At 58.9% G+C, this 23089-nt stretch carries 21 protein-coding genes and 1 tRNA gene; 13 read left to right on the top strand and 9 right to left on the bottom strand.

Features of this window, described 5'->3' with window-relative positions:
- Positions 1-6: 6 nt before the first annotated feature.
- From ACYU70_RS17130 to ACYU70_RS17110, 5 genes are all read right to left on the bottom strand, one after another.
- Positions 7-1542, bottom strand: a complete 1536-nt coding sequence (locus ACYU70_RS17130) for a YifB family Mg chelatase-like AAA ATPase (RefSeq protein ID WP_342300619.1) — start codon at positions 1540-1542, stop codon at positions 7-9.
- A 251-nt stretch (positions 1543-1793) separates the two neighbouring features.
- Positions 1794-2384 carry a D-sedoheptulose 7-phosphate isomerase gene (gene lpcA, locus ACYU70_RS17125; protein WP_342300620.1) on the bottom strand — a complete coding sequence of 197 codons (591 nt, stop codon included), beginning with the start codon at positions 2382-2384 and terminating at the stop codon, positions 1794-1796.
- A 140-nt stretch (positions 2385-2524) separates the two neighbouring features.
- Complete coding sequence (locus ACYU70_RS17120) at positions 2525-3034, bottom strand: hypothetical protein (protein WP_342300622.1); 510 nt, start codon at positions 3032-3034, stop codon at positions 2525-2527.
- A 38-nt stretch (positions 3035-3072) separates the two neighbouring features.
- Positions 3073-4917, bottom strand: coding sequence for an ABC transporter ATP-binding protein (locus ACYU70_RS17115; protein ID WP_460616054.1), 1845 nt, complete (start codon positions 4915-4917; stop codon positions 3073-3075).
- 6 nt (positions 4918-4923) lie between these two features.
- Entirely contained in the window at positions 4924-6936 is a 2013-nt protein-coding gene (locus tag ACYU70_RS17110) for a capsule assembly Wzi family protein (protein ID WP_342300987.1), read from the bottom strand.
- Positions 6937-7204: 268 nt separating this feature from the next.
- Here ACYU70_RS17110 and upp point away from each other — a divergent pair, with 268 nt between their 5' ends.
- Together upp and ACYU70_RS17100 are read left to right on the top strand one after the other, a co-directional pair.
- The gene (gene upp, locus ACYU70_RS17105) at positions 7205-7915 is read left to right on the top strand and encodes a uracil phosphoribosyltransferase (RefSeq protein WP_342300985.1); all 711 of its coding nucleotides are present in this window, start codon (positions 7205-7207) and stop codon (positions 7913-7915) included.
- A 118-nt stretch (positions 7916-8033) separates the two neighbouring features.
- Entirely contained in the window at positions 8034-8483 is a 450-nt protein-coding gene (locus ACYU70_RS17100) for a hypothetical protein (RefSeq protein ID WP_342300984.1), read from the top strand.
- A 99-nt stretch (positions 8484-8582) separates the two neighbouring features.
- Here ACYU70_RS17100 and ACYU70_RS17095 read toward each other — a convergent pair whose 3' ends face one another.
- Positions 8583-9992, bottom strand: coding sequence for a DEAD/DEAH box helicase (locus tag ACYU70_RS17095; RefSeq protein WP_342300983.1), 1410 nt, complete (start codon positions 9990-9992; stop codon positions 8583-8585).
- Positions 9993-10230: 238 nt separating this feature from the next.
- Between ACYU70_RS17095 and ACYU70_RS17090 the strand changes: the two genes are divergently transcribed.
- The 3 genes from ACYU70_RS17090 (at position 10231) to ACYU70_RS17080 (ending at position 11744) form a co-directional block, all read left to right on the top strand.
- Positions 10231-10304: transfer RNA gene (locus tag ACYU70_RS17090), tRNA-His, on the top strand.
- 109 nt (positions 10305-10413) lie between these two features.
- Positions 10414-11355 (top strand): PfkB family carbohydrate kinase, encoded by a 942-nt coding sequence (locus tag ACYU70_RS17085; protein WP_342300982.1) that lies wholly within the window; start codon positions 10414-10416, stop codon positions 11353-11355.
- A 140-nt stretch (positions 11356-11495) separates the two neighbouring features.
- Positions 11496-11744, top strand: coding sequence for a hypothetical protein (locus tag ACYU70_RS17080; protein ID WP_342300981.1), 249 nt, complete (start codon positions 11496-11498; stop codon positions 11742-11744).
- A 78-nt stretch (positions 11745-11822) separates the two neighbouring features.
- On the opposite strand, the gene ACYU70_RS17075 is transcribed toward ACYU70_RS17080, so the two are convergent.
- Positions 11823-13556, bottom strand: coding sequence for a M61 family metallopeptidase (locus ACYU70_RS17075; protein ID WP_342300977.1), 1734 nt, complete (start codon positions 13554-13556; stop codon positions 11823-11825).
- 143 nt (positions 13557-13699) lie between these two features.
- Here ACYU70_RS17075 and rpmH point away from each other — a divergent pair, with 143 nt between their 5' ends.
- The 3 genes from rpmH (at position 13700) to ACYU70_RS17060 (ending at position 16188) form a co-directional block, all read left to right on the top strand.
- On the top strand, positions 13700-13858 hold the full coding sequence (rpmH, locus tag ACYU70_RS17070) for a 50S ribosomal protein L34 (protein ID WP_035563087.1): 159 nt from the start codon (positions 13700-13702) through the stop codon (positions 13856-13858).
- Between the two features lie 158 nt (positions 13859-14016).
- Positions 14017-14463, top strand: coding sequence for a ribonuclease P protein component (locus ACYU70_RS17065; protein WP_342300973.1), 447 nt, complete (start codon positions 14017-14019; stop codon positions 14461-14463).
- 30 nt (positions 14464-14493) lie between these two features.
- On the top strand, positions 14494-16188 hold the full coding sequence (locus ACYU70_RS17060) for a S41 family peptidase (RefSeq protein WP_342300971.1): 1695 nt from the start codon (positions 14494-14496) through the stop codon (positions 16186-16188).
- 51 nt (positions 16189-16239) lie between these two features.
- Here ACYU70_RS17060 and ACYU70_RS17055 read toward each other — a convergent pair whose 3' ends face one another.
- Complete coding sequence (locus tag ACYU70_RS17055) at positions 16240-16791, bottom strand: suppressor of fused domain protein (RefSeq protein WP_342300969.1); 552 nt, start codon at positions 16789-16791, stop codon at positions 16240-16242.
- Between the two features lie 36 nt (positions 16792-16827).
- Here ACYU70_RS17055 and tsaB point away from each other — a divergent pair, with 36 nt between their 5' ends.
- From tsaB to ACYU70_RS17030, 5 genes are all read left to right on the top strand, one after another.
- Positions 16828-17529 (top strand): tRNA (adenosine(37)-N6)-threonylcarbamoyltransferase complex dimerization subunit type 1 TsaB, encoded by a 702-nt coding sequence (gene tsaB, locus ACYU70_RS17050; RefSeq protein ID WP_342300967.1) that lies wholly within the window; start codon positions 16828-16830, stop codon positions 17527-17529.
- Between the two features lie 79 nt (positions 17530-17608).
- Complete coding sequence (locus tag ACYU70_RS17045) at positions 17609-18136, top strand: DUF2480 family protein (protein WP_342300966.1); 528 nt, start codon at positions 17609-17611, stop codon at positions 18134-18136.
- Positions 18137-18257: 121 nt separating this feature from the next.
- Positions 18258-19586 carry an APC family permease gene (locus ACYU70_RS17040; RefSeq protein WP_342300965.1) on the top strand — a complete coding sequence of 443 codons (1329 nt, stop codon included), beginning with the start codon at positions 18258-18260 and terminating at the stop codon, positions 19584-19586.
- Between the two features lie 114 nt (positions 19587-19700).
- Positions 19701-20972 (top strand): hypothetical protein, encoded by a 1272-nt coding sequence (locus ACYU70_RS17035; RefSeq protein WP_342300963.1) that lies wholly within the window; start codon positions 19701-19703, stop codon positions 20970-20972.
- Positions 20973-21040: 68 nt separating this feature from the next.
- Positions 21041-22381 (top strand): serine hydrolase, encoded by a 1341-nt coding sequence (locus tag ACYU70_RS17030; protein ID WP_342300962.1) that lies wholly within the window; start codon positions 21041-21043, stop codon positions 22379-22381.
- A gap of 75 nt (positions 22382-22456) precedes the next feature.
- Here ACYU70_RS17030 and ACYU70_RS17025 read toward each other — a convergent pair whose 3' ends face one another.
- Positions 22457-22921, bottom strand: a complete 465-nt coding sequence (locus ACYU70_RS17025) for a hypothetical protein (RefSeq protein ID WP_460616052.1) — start codon at positions 22919-22921, stop codon at positions 22457-22459.
- Positions 22922-23089: the final 168 nt, after the last annotated feature.

The following is a 23089-nucleotide window of genomic DNA, read 5'->3' as shown; positions in this document are numbered from 1 at the left end:
AACGAGTTATCCTGCCCAGCCCTCTCTATCGAGGCTGCGGTATTGAATGGCTTCGGCCAGGTGGTTAATCTCAATATCATCGGTGCCGGCCAGGTCGGCAATGGTGCGGGCTACTTTCAGAATGCGGTCGTAGGCGCGAGCCGAGAGGCCGAGGCGTTCCATGGCCGTTTTCAGCAGCTGGCGGCCATCTTCGCTAATTTGGCAGATGTCCTTCACCATCTGGGGCGGCATCATGGCGTTGGAATGGATGTCGACGTAATCTGTAAACCGCTTTTCCTGCACCTGACGGGCCTTATCCACACGTGCCTGAATGTCGGCGCTGGTTTCGGATTTGCGCGATTCCGTCATCTGGTCAAACGTCACAGGCGTGACTTCAACATGTAAATCAATGCGGTCGAGCAACGGCCCGGAAACCTTGTTCAAATACTTCTGCACCACGCCGGGGCCGCACACGCATTCTTTCTCAGGATGATTATAATAACCACAGGGGCAGGGGTTCATGCTAGCTATGAGCATAAAATTGGCCGGGAACTCAATGCTGAGCTTGGCCCGCGCAATGGTTACGCGGCGCTCCTCCAGCGGCTGGCGCATCACCTCCAGCACCGTGCGCTTGAACTCGGGCAGCTCATCCAGAAACAGCACGCCGTTGTGCGAGAGCGAGATTTCGCCCGGTTGCGGGTTGCCGCCGCCGCCCACCAGTGCCACATCCGAAATGGTGTGGTGCGGGGCGCGGAAGGGCCGCGTGCTCAGCAGCCCGCCTCCGGCCAGCTTGCCGGCTACGGAGTGGATTTTCGTGGTTTCCAGCGCCTCCTGCATGCTCAGCGGCGGCAGGATGCTGGGCAGGCGCTTGGCCAGCATAGTTTTGCCCGCGCCGGGCGGGCCAATCATGATGACGTTGTGGCCGCCGGCCGCCGCGATTTCCAGCGCCCGCTTGATGTTTTCCTGGCCCTGCACGTCGGCAAAGTCGGCCGTATACTTGTTCACCGTGTGCTGAAACAGGTCGCGGGTGTCCACCACGGTGGGCGTGATTTCCAGCCGGCCCTCGAAGAAGTCAATGGCCTCCTGCATGCTGCTCACGGCAATCACGTCGAGGTTGTTGACAATGGCGGCTTCCTCGGCGTTTTCCTTGGGCAGAATGATGCCCTTGAAGCCTTCCTTGCGCGCCTGAATGGCAATGGGCAGCACGCCCTTTATAGGTCGCAATTCACCATCCAGCGCCATTTCGCCCATTATCACGTACTCCGTCAGGCGTTCCGTCGTCAGCTGCTGTGAGGCGTGCAGGATGCCCAGCGCGATGGGCAAATCGTAGGCCGCGCCCTCCTTGCGGATGTCGGCAGGGGCCATGTTCACCACCGTTTTGGTGCGCGGCATGCGGTACCCGCGAAACTTCAGCGCCGCCTCAATCCGCTGCTGGCTCTCCTTGATGGCGTTATCCGGCAAGCCCACCACATTAAAACCAGTGCCCGCCGAAACCACCACTTCGATGATGATGGTGTAGGCATTGACGCCCTGCACGGCTGAGCCGAAGGTTTTGGTAAGCATGAGGTTGGGTAGAGTTAGGGAATGGCGATGATGGAAAGCAACGGAGCTGTAAAGCTAGGAAGCAACTACAACTATCCGTCACTAAGCCTCGGAGAGGCGACATATTGGTAGCAATGGTGCCACTAAGAACGATTGAGCCCCAGCGGGGCGACACTTGCGCAAACGAGTGTCGCCCCGCTGGGGCTTAAACTTGAAGGGAATGCTGTTTTACTACCGACATGCCGCCCCTCTGGGGCTTGTCATGATGGCTTTTAACCAATCACTAGCTTCTCAATCATCAGAATCATGATGTGAATGGCCTTGATATGGATTTCCTGAATCCGGTCGGCGTAGCCGGAGTGCGGCGCGCGAATCTCCACGTCGCTCAGCCCGGCGAGCTGGCCGCCGTCCTTGCCGGTGAGGGAAACTACGGTCATGCCCAGCTCGCGGGCGGCTTCGGCGGCGCGCAGGATGTTGGGCGAGTTGCCGCTGGTGCTGATGGCCAGCAGCACATCGCCAGGGCGGCCCAGGGCCTCCACGAAGCGGCTGAAGACGAACTCAAAGCCGAAATCATTGGCCACGCAGGTCATGTGCGAGGCTTCGGTGAGGGCGATGGCGGCCAAGGCGCGGCGGTTCTGGCGGTAGCGGCCGCTGAGCTCTTCGGCGAAATGCTGGGCGTCGCAGAGACTGCCACCGTTGCCGCAGGTGAGGACTTTGCCGCCGCTTTGCAGGCTGGCGGCGATGAGCTCGGCGGCGGCGGCGATGCTAGCCACGTGGGCCGGGTCGGCCAAAAAGCGGTCGAGCACGGCGCGGGCTTCGGTCAGCTCGGCGCGGATTAGGTCGGGGAGAGAGGCGTCAGGCACTTTTTGGGTAGTCGGTAATTAGTTTTTCAAATCTGTCATCCTGAGCGGAGCGAAGGACCTTATCACGGCTGAGCGGTATTCTTTCAGCCGTGATAAGGTCCTTCGCTCCGCTCAGGATGACAGACGATTAGTTCATTCAGCTAGGCCAGCGGTGGTCGGTCGGCCGGCGGGGTGTTGCTCAGGCTGGGGTCGGTCTGGGGGAAGGTGGGCTGGGGCAGGTGGTCAACCGTCCGATTTTCAGTGGTGCTGGTAGTGCCGGCCGCCTGGCTTTGCGTGGGCTGGTCGCGCACCACGGGCGCATCGAGGTTGCGGCCGTCGATGGTGCGCGGGCCAGTAGTCGGAGGTGTGATGCTGGTGCGCTGCTGCTGGTCGTAGAGTTTGGCTTTCAGCTCGTTGATTTTGCCTTCGTACTGGGTTACGGTGCGGCGCAGCATCACGCTGTCGAGGTTTTCGGTGACCAGGTGCAGGGCCATTAGCACGGCACCAATCACGAACATGACGTAGAAAAATTGCCGCTCCTTTTCCGGAACCGACAGGCCCGCGCCCATATCCGCCACCGAGGTGCGCACGGCGGGAACGAGAATGAACAGCAGCGCCAACAGCAGGTAAATCATGACGGCGACGGTGACAATGCGTTTGAGGGCGAGCATGGCGAAAAAGTTGGTTTAGGGCGAAAGATAGGTGTTTCTCAGACCAGCGCGGCGTTGGTCTGCATCGAGCTCAGGCGCTGGTACACGCCACCCTCGCGCCGCAACAGCTCATCGTGCGTGCCGCGCTCCACGATGCGGCCGTGCTGGAGCACCACGATTTCATCGGCGTGCTGCACGGTGCTTAGGCGGTGGGCGATGACGAGCGAGGTGCGGTTCTGCATCAGGCGCTGTAAGGCTTCTTGTACGAGTTTTTCGCTCTCGGTGTCGAGGGCCGAGGTGGCTTCGTCGAGAATGAGGATGGGCGGGTTGCGCAGGATGGCGCGGGCAATGCTCAGCCGCTGGCGCTGCCCGCCCGAGAGGCGCGAGCCCCGGTCGCCGATGACGGTCTGGTAGCCATCGGGGCTGGCGATGATGAACTCGTGGGCGTTGGCGATGCGGGCGGCTTCCATTACCTCGGCCTCGGTGGCGGCGGTGTTGAAGCGGATGTTGTTGAAAATGGTGTCGTTGAACAGGATGCTTTCCTGAGTGACGATGCCCATCTGGTCGCGCACCGAGTGCAGGGAGCAGGCGCGCAGGTCGTGGCCGTCGATGAGAATCTGGCCGGCGCTGGGGTCATAGAAGCGGGGGAGGAGGTCGGCCAGGGTGCTTTTGCCGCCACCGCTGCCGCCCACCAGCGCCACGGTCTGGCCTTTTTTAATGGTCAGGTTGATGTCGTAGAGTACGGGCGTTTCGCCGTAGCTGAAGCTGAGGTTGTAGAACTCAATCTGGCGCTCGAAGGGTGGAAGTACGATAGCATCGGGCCGGTCGCGGATGGCGGGCTCGGTATCGATGATGCTCAGCACCCGCTCGCCGGCCACAAGTCCGCGCTGGATGTTGCCGAAGGAGCTGGACAAGGCTTTGGCGGGAGTCAGTACCTGCGAAAACAGAATCACATACCCAATAAACGTCTCGCCATCGAGCGCCGACTGCCCGCCCAGAATGAGCGTGCCGCCGAAATACAGCAGGCCGGCCACCACCGAAACCCCCGCAAACTCGGAGAATGGCGAGGCTAAATCCCGGGTGTTATCAATGTTGCGCGAGGTGCGGGCGTACTGGTCGTTCTGCTCCTCAAACTTGCCCTTGATGTACTCCTGCGCATTAAACGCCTTGATGACGCGAATGCCGCCCAGCGTCTCGTCAATCACCGAAAGCATGGTGCCCAGCGTTTTCTGGCTTTGCTTGGCCTGGGTGCGCAGCCGCTTGGCGATGGTGGCAATGATGCCGCCCGAAATCGGCAGCAGCACCAGCGTGAATAGCGTGAGCGGCACCGACATGTGGAACAGCACCAGAAAGTAGGCAATGATGGTGAGCGGCTCCTTGATAACGGCCGTGAAGGTGTTCACCACCGAGGTTTCCACTTCCTGCACGTCGGCTGTGAAGCGCGACATCAAATCCCCCTTCCGCTCGCCCGCGAAAAAGCTCAGCTGCAGCCCGATGATGCGGTGGTACAAGTCGCGCCGCAGGTTGCGGATAACGCGGGCGCGTACTTTGGCCAGCAGGCGCAGGCTCATGTAGCGAAACACGTTGCTCAGCAGCACCGACACCACCACCACGCCGCACACGAAGGCTAGCGCGCCCATTTTGCCGTGGGCCGTGAGCACATCGGCAAAGAAGTAATTGAACGTGTCCGTCACCCACTGAATGGTGGGCTTGAAGCCGGGAAGGTGGTCGGGCGCGTGGGCCGGCACCTTGTCCGTTTTGTCGAACAGCACGCTCAGCAGCGGGATAATCAGCGTGAAGTTGCCGATGCTGAAGAAGATGGTCAGCACCGTGTACAGCAGGTACTGCGGCAGAAATGCCAGCAGCGGCCGGGCGTACTGTAAGATGCGGAGGTACGTTTTCATAACCGATTAAAATTCGTGCAGACGCTGGGCAATGTTCCAGCGCACGGCCAGCGAGGCGTATACCTCGTTCACATTAGCCGCCGGGGTGAGGGAGTAGGTCTGGTGCCGGGCAATGAGCTTGGCATCCAGAAATAGGTTGAGGCGGGGCTGGTAGGTGGCCGTAAAATCGGTGTGGAGCAGGCTGCTCTTGTTGCCCTGGCCGGTGCGGTTGTTGTAGTCCATCGGGTGCGAGTTGTATGGCACGAGCGGGTTGCCGCCGAAGTTGGCCAGGCGGCCGGTGGTGAGGCCGGTGTCGGGCGCATCGTTGCTGAGCGGGCCGGTGGTGATGACAGTGCCCGCGGCATTGTAGCCGTAATCCAGTCCTTGCTCGGTGTAAATGGCTTTGGCCACCAGGTTCAGGCGGGGCAGGGGCTGGTAGCTGAGCACGCCCAGCACCTCCGTCAGGTTGGCCCCCATGGGGTGGGCCAGGGGCTGCTGGTAGTTGGTGTAGGCCGTGTAATAGGATACGTGCTGGTAGGTGTAGGGCCGGATGTAGTTCACTTCGGCCTGCAAATCCAGATTGCGGATGCCGGCCACGTCGATGTACTTCGCCCCCACCTGCACCGCCTGCTTGTTGCTCCACCAGCCGTTGCCAGCCCGGATTTCACTCAGCTTGAACTCGTCCAGCACCACCTGCCCGTAGAGTTGCGCCGTGTGCAGAATGTTCCACTTGAAATCCATGCCCAGCATGGCGTTATCGGGCGAGCCCACGTTCTGCTCGATGGCCCGGTAGAAGATAACCGGGTTCAGGTATTGCAACTCGAAGCGGTTGCTGGCCGAGCCGGCTATCACCGATTCAAACACGCCGATGTTGAAATTATCGGTCACATCCAGGCTCAGGTGGTGCAGCGCCAGGTATTTCTTGGGGTACACCTGGTCGGCGTTGCGCTTCTGCGCCGCCAGCTCGGCGAATAGGTTCTGGTAGTTGAATTTCCAGATGCGGGTATTCAGCTTCAGGAAGAAATACGGTGCGCTGTAGTCCGACAGAATCAGCGAGCGGTAGCCGTTGCCGATGAAATTCCGGTCGTGCCCCAACTGCACGTTGATGTGCTTGGTGGCCGCGTAGGTCACGTAGCCCCGCGCCGAAAAGAAATCATACTGGCTGTTCTGGCGCAGTTGCGCCACTTTATACGGCTTGAAATAGCCTTCGTGCGGCACGATGGTATCGCGCTCCACACGGTTGCGCACGTACTGCGGCACACCCTCCTGGTTATCGGCCAGAAACGCATAAAAGCCCAGCCGCTGGTCAATCGTGCCCTCAATCTGCACGCCGCGGGTGTTCACGTAGCTGGCTCCGTCGGTGCCCTTATTGTCTTTGCCGATAGCAAGCAGCGCCACCGGGTTCACGCGCAGCGTGAAATCAGGGTTGTCGACGTGGTAGAAATCGGTCTGGTCGCGGTAGAAGTAGTTGAGAAACGGCCGGGCGCTCTGGTTGAGGTCGGCACCCTGGGCCGAGTTGGCCCAGTTGTCTTTCAGCAGGTATTGTGCGTTGAAGCGGTCGGCGCGGGAGAGGCTGCCGGCGCGGTAGGCCTGGGCGCTGTCCGGGCTCAGGATGCGCTCGCCGAGGTGGGCCACGCCGGCGCGGGTGTAGGGCCGCACGCTGGTGTGCGGGTCGCGCAGCGAATCGGAGCCAAACTTGATGGCGTAGCGGTCAATCAGCCGGTAAGTATCCTGGTCGAGTGGCACGTAGTTCGTGCCCTGCGTGGCCTCAAAGCCGTTGCGCGAAACCCGGGCCGGGCGCGGCGCGGTGGAACGCGGAGCCTGGGGCGCGGTGGCGTTGCGCACCGCTTTTGCCCGGGGCTGACGCTTGGTGCTTGGGGTGGCTATCGTATCCAGCGGCTGGTCGAAAATCAGCCAGGGTGACTTTTCGGTGGGTGCGGCGGGCGCGGGTGCACCAGCGGGAGTAGTCGCCGGCGTTTGGGCCGCTGCCGCGCCGGCCAGCAGCGCCGTAATAGCCGTTAGTAGCAGAGATTTATGCATAAAATCAGATAATCCGAATAAAACCGATGCTTTGCTTCCCTGATAAAAGCCAGGCATCACCATTTTTTAACAAACCTACGCAGCCAGCCGTTGGCGGGTAGAAAAGGGTCGCCGTTGCCCCGCCTCGAATCCTGTCCAAATCCGCCGCAGAGCCGTGACCATGAAGACGAATTCCGGTACGCTTTCTTGCCTGCCGCCCGTTTTTGTGCCAACTTCGGGGTGCCGGCCCAGCCTTCTGTCCGGCATCCTTCACCAAAATCCTGTTTGTATGGCCACGCCGCTTCCTTCCTCCGCCGCTTCGGCCCCCGCCGCCCACGATGCTGCCGAGGCTATGGCCAACATCCACGTAGTCTGCGCCGAACCTAGTATTGCCAACCATTTCCTGGCCGAGCTGCGCGACAAAGACGTGCAGAAAGACAGCCTCCGCTTCCGCCGCAACCTCCAGCGCCTGGGCGAAATCATCGCCTACCGCATCAGCGCCCACCTCAGCTACACCGACAAAGCCATCCAGACGCCGCTGGCCGAAACCACCGGCAAGCTCCTCCACGACTTCCCCATTCTGGCCACCGTGCTGCGCGCCGGGTTACCATTTCATCAAGGTTTCCTGAATTATTTCGACCAGTCGCCCAGCGCTTTCGTGGCCGCCTACCGCATCGAAGGCACCGCCCAGGTGCAGGTCCAGGTCGATTATCTCTCAGCCCCCAGCCTCGACGAGCGGGTCCTCATCCTGGCCGACCCCATGCTGGCCACCGGCAAAAGCCTGGTGCAAACCTACCGCGCTATGCTGCGTTTCGGCACGCCGCGCCAGGTGCACATCGCCGCCGTCATCGCCTCGCCCGAGGGCCTGGCCTACGTGGCCCGCGAAATTCCCGAAGCCACCCTCTGGGTAGCGGCCATCGATGAAAAGTTGAACGAGCACGCCTATATCATCCCCGGCCTGGGCGATGCCGGCGACCTTTCCTACGGCAGCAAGCTGTAGCCTTCAATTTCCGGGTACTGATAATGGAACCCTGCCCCGCCAAACGGGGTATCTTTGCAATGCGCCCACCCCGCGTTGAAGTTTCCCTCTCACCCGCCGCCTGCCTTTTCGTTTCGTCGTGCTTCACCCCGCCATTAAATGCGCGTCCGTGTTCCTGTTGAGCACGGTCAAGTTTTTGGGCGGCCCACTGGCCGGTACTTCCATGGGCCTGCACTTCTGGCCCACGCTGGCCCTCACCGTGGGCGGAATGATGACCAGTGTGTTCATCTTTTCCGGCGTGGGCCGCGTCTGGATGCAGCACCGCCAGAAGCAACGCCGCCTGCGCCGGGAGCCCATCTTCTCTAAGAAGTCGCGCAACATCATCAAGGTGTTCCGCAAGTTCGGGATGGGCGGCATCGCCTTCCTCACGCCCATTCTGCTGTCGCCCATCGGCGGCACGGTCATCGCCACGCTATTGGGCGTGCCCCGGCAGCGCATCCTGCTGCACATGTTTTTGAGCGCGGTGTTCTGGGGCGCGGCCCTCACCTTCGCCAGCATCCACTTCGGGCATCTGATACACCACAAGTAGAATTATAAATTAAAAATTATGAGTTATGAATTGAAACGTGGGCTCCTGAAGATGCCAATGTTTCAATTCATAACTCATAATTTTTAATTTATAATTCACCTAGCGTCCGCGCCGCTTTAGCGCCTTCACGCCGGGGTTCGAGCCGCCCTTCTTGCCCACAAAGGCCTTCGAGCCCTTGGTGCTCTTCTTTTTGCCTTCGGCGAAAGCCTTGCCGGTGCGCTTGTCAATCGTCACGCCGGGCTTAATCCACTCCTTTTTCTCGTGGAAAGCGCCTTTGAAGGTTGGGTCCAGCTTCTTGCGGCGGTCGTCGAGCTCGCGCCCCATCTTCTGCTGCTCCTCGAAAGGCGTTTCTTCAATCACCACTTCCTCCGGCAGCGGCAATAGTTCAATTTTCTGGTTGATGAGCGCCTCAATTTCGGTGATGTGCACCATCTCGGCCTCGTTGGCGAAGGTGATGGCTGCGCCCGTGTGCAGCGCCCGGCCCGTGCGCCCGATGCGGTGCACGTAGTCGTCGTGCACAATCGGCACGTCGAAGTTGATAACGTGCGTCACCTGCGGCACGTCGATGCCGCGGGCGGCCACGTCCGTGGCCACCATGTAGCGCACCTCCCCCGCCTTGAACGAGTCCATGCTGTTCATCCGCGCGTTCTGGCCCTTATTGCCGTGAATCACGCGCACCTCGCCGGCCGGAGCCTTGCGCTCCAGAAAGTGGGCCACCTGGTCGGCATGCTGCTTGGTGCGGCAGAACAGCAGCACCCGCGTCATGGTGTCAATGTCGCGGTGCAGCAGGAAGTGCAGCAGGTTAATTTTAGTGAGCAGGTTGGGCGCTTCATACATCACCTGCGAAACCGTGGAGGCCGTTTTGGCCGGCGGGCTCACCTCCACCCGCACCGGGAATTCCAGGAATTCCTCGCTCAGCGTCGTCACCCGTTCCGGCATGGTGGCCGAAAATAGCGCATTCTGCCGCTTGCGTGGAATAATCTCCAAAATTCGCCGAATCTGGGGCATGAAGCCCATATCCATCATCTTGTCGGCCTCGTCCATCACCAGCGTTTTTAGGTCGGTGAGGCGCACCGCGCCTTTCAGGTAAATTTCGAGCAGTCGGCCCGGCGTTGCCACCAGTATATCCAAGCCTTCGGCGATGGTTTCAATCTGGGTTTTCGGCCCCAGACCGCCGTAAATGGCAAAAATGCGCAGGTCGGTGTTCACCGCCAGCGCTTTCAAATGCTTCTCAATCTGCATGGCCAACTCGCGGGTAGGAGCCAGCACCAGCGCCCGTGGGTTGGTGCCCTGAGCATATTTTACCTTCATCAACAGCGGCAGGCCGAAGGCCGCCGTTTTGCCGGTGCCAGTTTGGGCGATGCCCAGCACGTCGTGCCCGGCCAGCAGTAGCGGGATAGTCTGAATCTGTACCGGCGTGGGGTCGGTGAAGCCAGCCGCCGCCACGGCGGTTAGCAGTTGTTTGTTGAGTTTGAAATCGTTGAACGATGGGGTGATATTGGGTTCCATCCGGCAAAGGTCGGGATTTTGCGGCGGCCAACTGGTAGCAGGATGAAAATTGACCGTCATGCAGAGCGTAGCGAAGCATCTTTACCGCTTCGTTGCAATTCGGCTGATTACTATAGCGGTAAAGATGCTTCGCTATGCTCTGCATGACGTTCTTTCAAAAGCATCAGCTGTTCAGCGAAGAACTTTTTTTGTTCAATCCCGCTTCTTTTTCTATCTTTGCACCACCAAAACCAACCTGGTAGATATAGCTCAGCTGGTTAGAGCGTCGGATTGTGATTCCGAAGGTCGTGGGTTCGAGCCCCATTATTTACCCATCAGAAAAAGTCCCCGGAATTATCCGGGGACTTTTTTGTTGCTTGCAATGAATCCGTTTTAATGCGGCTTTAACTTCGACCGTTTTTATTCACCACATTTTACCTGCATGAGCCTGCTCGTCATCGGCAGCGTCGCATTCGACGCCTTGGAAACGCCTTTCGGCAAAACCGATAAAATCATCGGCGGTGCCGCCACCTACATCAGCCTCTCGGCGTCTTACTCGCTGAAGCCCGTGAAGCTGGTGGCCGTGGTGGGCGATGACTTTCCGCAGTCCGATATCCTGCTGCTCGAAGAGCACGGCGTGGACGTGGAAGGCCTGCAAATCAAGCAGGGCGAGAAGTCGTTCTTCTGGTCGGGCATCTATTCCAAAGACCTGAACTCGCGCGAAACCCTCGTGACCGAGCTCAACGTGCTGGCCGATTTCGACCCCATTATCCCGGATGCTTATCAGGACTGCAAGTACCTCATGCTGGGCAACCTGGCCCCGCAGGTGCAGCGCCTCGTCATCCAGCGCCTCGTGAACCGCCCCAAGCTGATTGTGATGGACACGATGAATTTCTGGATGGACATCGCCCTCGAAGAGCTCATCGCCACCATTGAAATGGTAGACGTGCTGAGCATCAACGATGAGGAGGCGCGCCAGCTTTCCGGCGAGTATTCGTTGGTGAAAGCCGCCAAGAAAATCATGGGCATGGGACCGAAATTCCTCATCATCAAGAAGGGCGAGCACGGCGCGCTACTCTTTCATAAAAACAAAATTTTCTACGCGCCCGCGCTGCCTTTGGAAGAAGTATTCGACCCAACTGGTGCCGGCGACACCTTTGCGGGTGGTTTCATCGGCCACCTGGCCGCGACGGACGACATCAGCTTCGAAAACATGAAGCGCGCCGTGATTCATGGTTCGGCCATGGCCTCGTTCTGCGTCGAGAAATTCGGCACCGAGCGTCTGCTGAATCTCAGCGCTGAAGAAGTAGAAGCCCGTGAAGCGCAGTTTGCCGAGCTGGTGAAGGTGATGCCAGCCTCGGTGCTGACCAGCCAGCCCGCGTAACCCGCCTGACACGGTTCTGATAGGTTGATTTTGAAAGCTGCGCCCCAAGGAAATGCGTTACGACGTATTGCCTTGGGGCGCAACTTTTTTTGCCGCAGAAGGGTACAACTTTCTATCGTCCATCTAACCTTGAACTCGCCATGGGACACGCTAAGAAAGACACTGACCTGCAAAACGATAAAACGTCCGTCAATCCGGCGGCTAACACGAAACGGAAGAGCACGCAAGTGCAGGCCCCGAACGTGAGCAATGTTTCGGCCCACGGCAACACCACCGACGGCAACACCGCTGGAAAAGGGGTAAAGAATATTCGGAGTAATCCCCAGCGCAACAATCCGATGTCCGTCGATACGGGCAAAGTGGGCAAGGGCGGCGACTCAAAGCATTAAGCCGCCAGCTTCATTAAAGAACACAGAAAGGCCCTGCTGGAGCATTCCAGCAGGGCCTTTCTGTGTTTTGGTCCTCCCTCAAAACTCCCACCCCAGCCACTGCTCGAACCCGCGCTGCTGCGCCGCATCGGCCGTTTCCAGCTTATCAATGGCATAGCGTTGACCAAAGCTCACGCCCGGCGTGGCGGCCAGCGTCACCGTCAGCAGCCGGTTCTGGCGGAACACGCTCACCTCGTAAGCCGGCGCGCCGGTGCTGAGCAGGCTTTGCAGGTTCATGTCTACGCGGCGGCCATTCACGGCCACGATTTCATCATCCACGGTCAGGGCCGCGGCGGCGGGCGAGTTGGGCCAGATGGCGGTTACCTCCGTGCGCTCGTTTTTCACTACCGTGCGGAAACCAAAGTGGCCTTCCGATGCGGAGGCGTTTTCGCCCACCAGCAGCTGGCAGCCCACGGTGTGCAGCACCCGGTCCAGCGGCTCCTGCAGCGGCGCGGTGCCGTAGATGAACTTGTCGAAATAGGGGTGCATGTCGCGCCCGGCCACCTCGTTCACAATGCGAACGTAGTCGGCCTCCATGTAGCCGATGCCGGTTTTACCGAACTCCTCGTACAGCCGCCGCATCACGTCATCGAGGCTACGGGCGTGGCCGGAAAGCTGCCGGAGCGTCAAATCAAGCAGCATAGCCGCCAGCGCACCCTTGTGGTATACCGACACCTTACGGTCGGGCACGCCGGGCTTGTAGCCGTCCAGCCAGAGGTCCATGCTGGCATCGGCCAGGGAGAGGTTTTCGCCGCCAGCGTCGTCGTAGTGCTTGCGGAGTACGATGTTCAACTCCTCAAAATATTGCGCGGGCGTGCGGACGTGGCTACGGGCCAGTAGGTACTCGCCGTAGTAAGTCGTGATGCCCTCGGCGATGAAGCAGGTGCGGAAGTAGTTCTCGCGGCTGTAGTCGTAGGGCTGCATCTCGGCGGGCCGGATGCTCTTGATATTCCAAGTATGGAATAGCTCGTGGCAGCTCACGCCCAGCAATTCCTTATACAAGCCCTCGCTCATAATTAGCTCAGCCGGCCCCAAGGTGATTACCGTTGAATTATGATGCTCCACGCCGTGATAGTGCTTGTAGGGCAGAAACTGGTTCAGGAAGTGGTAATCCGCCACCGGAAAGCCGCCGAATAGCGTCAACTGTTCCTCCGAAAAAGCCTTGAAATCAGCCAGTAGCTTCGGCCAGTTCACCAGCGCCTCGCCCTGTACCCAGACGTGGAAGGGCAGCCCGCCCGCCTCGTATTCCTGGTGCGTGAGCGTGGGACTGGCAATCAGCGGCGAGTCCGCCAATTGGTCGAAATCCCTTGCGGAAAGCACATTCGGCGTGATTTGCTTCAACCCACAAGCCACCTGCCAGCCCTCGGGAATAGCCAGCGTCAATTCGCATTCCTCCAGTTGCCGGCCCTCGGCGTACATCAGCGCCTGCACGGGGTTCAGGTACAGCTGCGTCTCATCGAGCCAGGAGCCGCCGGCGTCCATCTGGTGGGCGTAGAAGTTGTAGCGCACCCGCACGGTACGGCCGGCGGCGTTGGGTACCTCCCACCGGTCTTTGGTGAGCTTGCGGTAGGGGAGGGGCTGGGCGGTGGCGGCATCCTCAACCACCACGCATTGAATCTTCTGGGCGAAGTTTTGCAACTCGTAGCGGCCGGGGCGCCAGGCGGGCAGCTGGAGCTCCAGCGGGGCGGTGGCATCGGCCGCAACGTCCAGCGTGAGCTGGATTTGCAGGTAAAACGTGAGCGGGTTTTCGAAGGAAACGTGGTAGTGAATCATCGCCAAAACGGGGTTAAACGGGCCTAAAGCTACTGCCGGCTAACGTCCTCCACGTAAAAGTGGCTGAGGCCCTTGTCTTTTCCAGACAAAGCCCGTACCTTTGCCGGCCCAACTCGAAACTCGTCTTTTTAAGATTTTTTGATATGAAACGTACCTATCAGCCCTCGAAGCGCAAGCGTGTAAACAAGCACGGCTTCCGTCTCCGCATGGAATCCGCTAACGGCCGCAACGTGCTGGCTCGTCGTCGTGCCAAAGGCCGCAAGCGCCTCACCGTATCCGACGAAGGCAAGCACAAGCGCTAGTCTTTTTAGCCGTTAGCGCACAGCTTCGGGCTGTAAGCTAGCCGATTGCCGCATTGCTGAGACAGCGTTATTTCTGTCGCTGCAATGCGGCTTCGCTATTTTAGGCGTTTCCAACATAGGGCTTTGCTGCCGAAACAGCGGCCCAACAGGTAAGCAACGTGAACGAGCCAACTGCTACCAGCGCCCCGCTGGCGGCCCGAAAATATACCTTCCCGAAAGAGGAACACCTGTGCCGCAAGAAGCTCATCGAAGAGCTTTTCAGCAAGCAGAGTTCCTCTTTTGGCGTTTACCCGTTGCGCATCGTCTGGATAAAAGCGGCTGCGCCCACCACGGCCCCGCCACAGGTGCTCATCAGCGTGAGCAAGCGCACGTTCAAGCGGGCGGTCGACCGCAACCGGCTCAAGCGGCTCATCCGCGAGGCATATCGGCTCAATAAATATCGGCTTACGGAGCAACCCAACGGGCACGAAATCGCTCTGCTGGGTATTATCTTCACGGGGAAGGAAAAAAGTCCGCTAACGTTGGTGGAAAAAAAATTAATTTCCGCTTTCCATCGTTTGCTGGGCACGACTATTGAAGTACCCGCTTCACCGCCGACCCCCTAGATTCGTGTTGACCCGCTACCTGTATTTCGTATGACTATCCGCAAAAAGCTACTCGCTACCCTGGCTGTGGGCACGCTGGGTTTGGTTTCTTTCCGAGCCGCTTCCGATAATGAGCGGTACTTCGAGATTGCCAAGAACCTGGACATTTTCGCCACGCTCTTCAAGGAAGTCAACACCTATTACGTTGACGAGGTCACGCCCGCCAAGCTGGTGAAAACGGGCATCGACGCCATGCTGCGCTCGCTCGACCCCTACACCAACTACATTCCGGAGGACGACATTGAGGATTTCCGCACCATGACCACCGGGCAGTACGGCGGCATCGGGGCCTCGGTGGTGAAGCGCAACGGCAAAACCGTGGTGCAAAGCGCCTATGAAGGCTATCCGGCCCAAAAAGCCGGCCTGCTCCCCGGCGATGAAATCCTCGACATCAACGGCGTGGTGGTCGATAAAAAGTCGAACGCCGACATCAGCAAGCTACTCAAGGGCCAAGCCAATTCGATGGTGAAGCTGATGGTGACGCGCTACGGCCAGGATAAACCCATCCAAATCGACATCACCCGCGATAAAATCCAGGTGGATAATGTGCCTTATACTGGCATGATTTCCGGCGATGTGGGCTACTTCCAGCTCGGCGGTTTCACGGTGGATGCGGGCAAGGAAGTGCGCGCCGCCGTGACCAAGCTCAAGGAGCAGGGCGCGAAGAAAATCGTGTTCGACATCCGCGACAACCCCGGCGGCCTGCTGAATGAGGCCGTGAACATCTCCAACCTGTTCATCGACAAGGGACTTGATGTGGTAAGTACCAAAGGAAAGGTGACGGAGTGGAACAAAACATACAAGGCCCTCGACGTGCCGCTCGATACCCAGATTCCGATTGCCATCATCACGAGCAACCGCTCGGCGTCGGCTTCGGAAATCGTATCGGGCGTGTTGCAGGATTATGACCGCGCTGTGCTGGTGGGTGAGCGCACCTTCGGCAAGGGCCTCGTGCAGGCCACCCGCCCCCTCAGCTACAACTCGCAGTTGAAGGTGACGACCGCCAAATACTACATCCCGAGCGGCCGCTGCATCCAGGAAATCGACTATGCCCACCGCGCTGACGATGGCACGCTGGGCAAATTCCCCGATTCGCTGCGCACGGCCTTCAAAACCACCGCCGGCCGCACCGTGTACGACGGCGGCGGCGTAGCCCCCGATATTGAGGTGCAGGACCGCGAAATCGCCGACATCACCCGTATCCTGCTCCAGAAAAGCTACCTCTTCGACTACGCCACCCGCTACCGCGCCGAGCACTCCACCATCGTGCCCGCCCGCCAGTTCAAGCTCTCGGACGTGGACTACCAGAAGTTCGTAACCTACCTGCAAGGCAAGAACATCAGCTACAGCACCGATGCCGAAAAGGCCCTCACCGACCTCAGCAAGAAGGTAAAAGAGGAAAAGCACTACGACGACGTGAAGCTGGAGCTCGAAGCCATCCGCAAGAAAGTGACCGTGAACAAGGCCAACGACCTGCAACGCTTCAAGCCCGAAATCAAGGAACTGCTGGAGCAGGAAATCGTGTCGCGCTACTACTTTGAGAAGGGCCGCACCGAAGCCGGCTTCGACGACGACCCCAACATCATCGCCGCCGTGGCCGTCCTGAACGACCCGAATCGCTACGCCGCGCTGTTGAAGCCCACGGGCCAAGCCGCCAGCGCCCGCAAGTCGGCTGGTACGAAGTAATTTTGAACTGCGTTAAGTAGAAAAGCAGGCGCTGAAAGGTGCCTGCTTTTTTTATACACATGAATAGCGTTGTGGATTCAGGTAATCAAGCCCATTGTCTTCAAAACGTTGCTCCAACTCATCCCATCCATTCTCAATCTTGTAATCCCTTTCGCTTTCTGTAATTGGTAGAAGCCAAAGGTTGTGCAGATGACTATCTTCAAAATCGAATATCTCTAAAGCTTCGCCATCCATATAAGGAAGCGAAATGAAACCGAAGCTGCATGCCGAATCATCTTGCCAAGGCCGTCCGAAATTGACAGTATGATGTAAGCCAAGAGGAGCCTCATTCCGGTGGAAGGAAGCAGAAATGGTAAGCAACTCAATCAGCGCCGAATCTTGCTTGTTAGAATAAACATGCAACTCAATCAAGTTGTCTGGATTATCAGTTGACATTCCAAGCGTAGAGTAAATCCAGAAGTCGTGCTTTTCCGATGGAGGAAATTCCAGTACAGAAAAATCCTCCGACATCTTCTCAAGCGGGTCTGGAATCTGGTCTTTCTTATCGGTACTCTTGCCCCAATTAGTTTCTAAGTGCTGCTTAAGTAGCTCCAGATTATACATCGTCAATAATTTTGCGCCGGAAATTTCAAATCTACATTGAGCAAATCCCTCCTCCTCTCCCTCGAAACCTCTTCGCCCGTCTGCTCGGTAGCATTGCACCGCGTGGCCGACGGCTCCCTGGTCGGCCAGTCCGAGCTGCGGCTCGATAAGTCGCACTCCACCCACCTTACCGTGCTCATCGAGCAGCTGCTTGAAAATACCGGTCACCAGCTGGCCGACCTCGCCGCCGTGGCCGTGAGCGACGGGCCCGGTTCCTATACCGGCCTGCGCATCGGGGCCGCCGCCGCCAAGGGCCTGTGCTTCGCGCTTGATATTCCGCTGGTGGCCGTGAGCACGCTGCGGGCGCTGGCCGCGCAGGTGGCCGCCGGCACCGCCCGGCCCGAGAATTTCCTGTTCTGCCCGATGCTGGATGCCCGGCGGCAGGAAGTGTACACCGCGCTGTACACCCACGACGGCCGGGAGGTGCTCGCGCCCACGCCACTCATCCTCGATGCCGATACGCTGGCCGAACAATTGGCCCACCATTCCGTGTTATTCTTCGGCAACGGCGCGGCGAAGTTTCAGGCGGTGCTGGGCGAGTCGGTGCAGGCTGGTTTTTTGGCGGGTATCGAGCCGTCGGCGGTAGCGGTGGGGGCGTTGGCCGTCGCCGCTTATCATCGGCAGGAATTTCAGGACGTAGCGTATTACGAGCCGTTTTATCTGAAAGAAGTGTACACGACCACGCCGAAAGCGAAGTAGCGCGGACTTTTAGTCCGCGAGTCAACGCCGAACCTTTATCAATCCTTACCCATCGCGGACTAAAAGTCCGCGCTACTATATGGAACCCCTCTTCGTCAACCGTGTCGCCAACTCCGGCCTCGTCACCCTCAACCTGGAAGAAATGCTCCATCCCGGCGAGCGGGTGGTGTACGACATTAAGGACAACCTCTTCCACGGCCTCATGCTGCGCGAAAAGGACTTCCGCGAGTTCGTGAAAACCAACGACTGGACGCAGTACGACGGCAAAAACGTCGCCATCATCTGCTCGGCCGATGCCATTGTGCCCACCTGGGCGTACATGCTGCTCGCCACCAAACTCCAGAACCACGCCCACCGTTACGTCTTCGGCAACCTCGATGCCCTGGAGCAGTCGCTGTTCGAAGAAGCCATCGCCGCCATTGATACCGAAGAATACCGCGACGCCAAAGTGGTGGTGAAAGGCTGCGGCAACGTGCCCGTGCCCACCTTCGCCTACGTGGCCATCATGCAAAAGCTCCTCCCCGTGACCAGCAGCGTGATGTATGGCGAGCCGTGCAGCACCGTGCCGCTCTACAAAAAGCCAAAAGCCGCCAGCGTGGTGGAATAGTCATCTGTCATGCTGAACGCAGTGAAGCACCTTACGTTGGAACACTCGTTCGGACGCGGTAAGGTGCTTTACTGCGTTCAGCATGACAGATGGCCGCAATAATGCTTCGCATCTTTGCATCATGCCCGAGCTTAACCGCACTCTATATAAAATCACTTTCCTCACCGGCGCGGCCATCGTCATTGCCAACATGGTGGGCACGGGCGTTTTCACCAGCCTCGGCTTCCAGGTAATGGGCATCCAAAGCGGTTTTGCGCTGCTTATGCTATGGCTGGTGGGCGGCCTCATTGCCCTCTGTGGGGCCGTGAGCTACGCCGAGCTGGCGGCGGCCATGCCCCGTTCTGGGGGCGAATACCACTATTTGAGTAAGATTTACCACCCGGCGCTAGGCTTCCTCTCCGGTTGGGTATCGGCCACGGTGGGCTTCGCGGCCCCCACGGCCCTGGCCGCGCTGGCGCTGGGCGAATACGCCAAAAGCGTATGGCCGGGCCTGCATCCACAGTGGCTTTCGGTAGCCGTGGTATTGGCTCTTACGCTAGTACACGGGAGTAGCACCCGTGTCGGCAGTCGCCTCCAAATCATCATCACCGCCCTGAAAGTGGTCGTTTTGGTGATATTCATCGGCGCGGGCATGGTGATGGGGGAGGGGCAGCCTATTAGTTTCCTGCCCGATGCCGCCGGCTGGCAAGCCCTGCTCAGCCCCGCTTTCGCCGTGAGCCTCGTGTATGTGAGCTACGCCTACTCCGGCTGGAACGCCGCCGTGTACGTCACCGGCGAAATCGAAAACCCCAAGCGCAACCTCTCGCGCATCCTGTTGGCGGGCACTGCCGTCGTGCTCCTATTATATGTAGGGTTGAATTATGTGTTCCTGCGTTCCACGCCGCTGGCCGGGTTGAAGGGGCAGGTCGAAGTCGGTTTCGTAGCCGCTACTTCGCTTTTTGGCCCCCTCGGCGGGCGGCTGATGGGCGGCGTTATCGCGGCGCTGCTCGTTTCCACTATCAGTTCGATGATTTTCGCCGGCCCCCGCATCGTCCAGACGATGGGTGAGGACATCTTCGCCCTCCGCTTCCTGGCCCCCAAAAGCCGCGCCGGCATCCCCGTGCGGGCATTGTTCCTGCAAACGACCATTACCTTGGCCTTTATTCTGAAGCCCAGTTTCCAAGGCGTACTGGTTTATGCGGGCTTTGTATTGAACCTGTTCACCTTCCTCACGGTGCTGGGCTTGTTCGTGCTCCGCTTCCGTCAGCCCGATTTGCCGCGTCCTTATAAAGCCTGGGGCTACCCCGTTACGCCCCTCATTTTCCTCGTGCTGAGCGGGTGGACGCTGGCCTTCATCCTGCGCGATAAGCCGTGGGAGTCGCTCTACGGACTGGCTACACTGGCCGTCGGCGCGCTGGTTTACTTCATCACCACGCGGCTGGCGGTGCCATCACCCGCTTCTCAAGGCTGATTTCGACAAAAACGTTAGCGCCGACACAACCCGCTTGGCTCCCCCTCTCCCCAAGGAGAGGGGGCCGGGGGGTGAGCCCTCCGTAACTTGCACCTTCAATCACTCCTTTATATAATGCTCCTCCGCACCGCCGCGCTTCGGCTCCTGCCCGCCGCCTTGCTCCTGCTTTCCGCTTGCTCCGAGTCGAATAAAAAAACGGAAACCGCCACTTCTTCCGCTAAGGAAGAAACCATGGCCACTACGGCCGATGCCATCGACTCCACCAAATCAGCATCGCCAGTCGCCGCCGACGCCAAAGCCATTCAGGCGCGCCCCAACCGCCTCACCGCCCCGGATACTGCCTACGCTCAGGACGTGGCCATGTTTCTCGGCGGCCTCCAGCCCAGCCGGCACAGCGACCTCACCGCTCTGGCCGCCACGCCCGCCTGGCAGGCATTCGCCAAAGACCAGGACAAAAGCTGGGATAAATACCGCGCCACCCACACCACCCGCATGACCCAGTGGGCCAATACCGAGCTCGATTCGGTCCACGCCAGCAGCCCCACCATCTTCTACCCCTTCAGCGGCCCCGATTTCCTGAACGTCGTCACGATGTTCCCCACCAGCCAAACCTACGTCCTGATGGGCTTGGAGCCCGTCGGCACCGTCCCCGCCCGCGCCTCTCTCGAGAACCCCAAGCTGCTGCCCACCGTCAAAACATCGCTCTGGTCGGTGCTCAATTTCAGCTTCTTCCGTACCAACGACATGGCCGTCGACCTGAAATCCGTTGAACTGGACGGCGCTTTGCCATTAATGATGCTCTTCGCCGCCCGCACTGGCAACCAAATCACCGCCATCCGCCCCGTGCAGCTCGATGCCGCCGGCAAACTCCTCGACGCCCCCACCGACACCACCCAAACCCCCGACCCGAAATCCATCCCCGGCGTCGAAATGAAGCTCCGTGGCCCCGACGGCCAGCCCAAAACCGTCTACTACTTCTCCGCCGACCTCAGCGACTGGAAGCTCACCGCCAAAAGCGCCCCGTTGGAATTTGTGCGCCACCTCGGTCCCCTCACCACCTACGTGAAGTCGGCCACCTACCTCATGCACAAGTCGTACTTCAATAAAGTCCGTCGCACCGTCCTCCGCCGCAGCCGCTACATCCTGCAAGATGATTCCGGCATCGCCATGAAGTACTTCCAGAAAGGCGCCTGGCAGTTCAACTACTACGGCACCTACCGCCGCCCCATCAACCTCTTTGCCAAGCAATACCAACCCGAACTCACCGCGGCCTACCGCGACACCCTCCACAAACCCAAGCCGCTCCCCTTCGGCACCGGCTACAACTGGCGTCAAACCGACTCTAACCTCCTCCTCGCCAAGCGCCTGGTCCCCCTAGCCGACTAACCTTCGTATAAAATCAGCCCCACAGGGCCGTGGTGGCAACATCACGGCCCTTTCTGTTTCAATATCCTATGAAGACACCCCGCCAATCCAGCTCAACTCTATACTATATAATAGGAGTAGCCTTCCTGCTAACAATAACCACCCTAATAACCCTAGCCGCCACAAGTCGTCTGGCACCCCCTCTTTTTTGGAGAGGGGGCCGGGGGGTGAGGTTAACGCCAGGAGACTCCCCACTACTAGACTCCCTAATACAAACCAGTCCCATATTAAAGAGAGTTGCCACTAATCCCCAATACGAGCTTCAAATCATCTATACCCAAATTAACCGCGACGCCCAGAACCACCCCACCTTCACCCCCCATACCTACCACCTTAACCCCCAGCAATACTTCAACCCAGCCAGCCTCGTCAAACTCCCCGTAGTCGCCCTCTCCCTCGAAAAGCTCAATGACCTCCACAAACCGGGAATAAATCGCCGCACCATCATGGCCACCGGTACCGCCTACCGCTGCCAAACCCCCGTCCCTTTCGCCGCCCCCGCTGATTCCGACCGCACCGCCACCGTCGGCAACTACATCAAGCGAATGCTCCTCGTCAGCGACAACATCGCCTACAACCGCCTCTACGAATTTCTCGGCCAACGCCCTCTCAACCAGCGCCTGCAGGAACTAGGCTACTCCACCACCCGCATCACCCGCCGCTTCGCCCCCTGCGACACCGCCGCCAACCGCCACACCAACCCCATCAGTTTCCACACCCCCCAAGGCGACACCCTATATAAGGAGCCCGCCAAATTCAACCCCATCCCTTACACCAGTCCCCTCGGCCGCGTCCTCAAAGGCCGCGCCCACCAAGCCGGCCGCCGAATCATCCCCGAACCCTACGATTTCACCACCGCCAACCACCTCCCACTCCCCGCCATCACCGCCCTCCTCCAAAGTATCCTCTTCCCCGAATCCGTCCCCGCCGACCAGCGCCTCCGCCTCACCCCAACCGATTACGCCTTCCTCCGCCGCTACCTCCACGCCACCCCCCACGAGTCCGGCTTCCATCCCTACGTCCCCGCCCGCTACTTCGACGCCTACAAAAAATACCTCTACTACGGCCGCAACCCCGAAATCCCCCACCAATCCGCCCTCCGCATCTACAACATCGTCGGCATGTCGCACGGCTACCTCGCCGATGTCGCCTACTTCGCCGACTCCCTCCACCAGTCCGAATTCCTCCTCAGCGCCGTCCTCTACGTCAACCAAGACGGCATCATCAACGACGGTGCCTACGAATACGACAGCATCGGCCTCCCATTCCTCGCCCAACTAGGCCATCAAATCCAGCAATATGAGTCCCAGCGCCCCCGCCAATACCATCCCAACCTTACCGAATTCTTCGCCCCCGAGCCAATTCGTTAAATTTCCCTCCCGCTAAGTCACTGATTCCTAAAACCCCATTACACCAAACCCTCGTCACCCAAGCCCCCGCAAGCCCTAATCTTCACACCACATCTTGTAAACCCAGAAAATCCCCCTACTTTTGCAGTCCCAAATCGTCAAACGGACTACGGGTTCTGCCAAAGCAACTGCTCCAACAGAAAGTTGATCGGTAAGGAACTTCACGCTCGCCGTACTTGTATTGCCCGCCGTGCCGCTTCGCAAAAGCCTTCGAAAATTAAAGTTCGAAAGTGCTTGCGAAAGCCGAAAAAGCGCCTTACCTTTGCAGCCCGCTTCGACAGGAGGCGGAAACGGATTGAAAAGCGAGACGAAGAAAAATAAAAGTTTTCTCTTTTGCTTGTCGGTTAAAAGAATCCTCTTACCTTTGCACTCCCAATCGCAAGAAGGGAGACGAAAAGAAGAAACACCGGCTGCTAACAGCCACACGGTCACTTCAAATGGAAGAGGCATACGTTCTTTGAATGTTTGGAAAAGACAAATAGTAAGGGCTACGAGTCGCAAGACAAGTAGTAAAAATTACAAGCGTAACACGAATACATAGAACTCGTCAATACGAGTCGGATTCGCACTCGACATCAGCCATGGTTCGCCATGGTGTAGAACATTTTACAATGGAGAGTTTGATCTTGGCTCAGGATGAACGCTAGCGGCAGGCCTAATACATGCAAG

It is taken from the genome of Hymenobacter segetis, from assembly GCF_054776495.1.
This window is presented reverse-complemented; position numbering and strand designations above follow the sequence as displayed.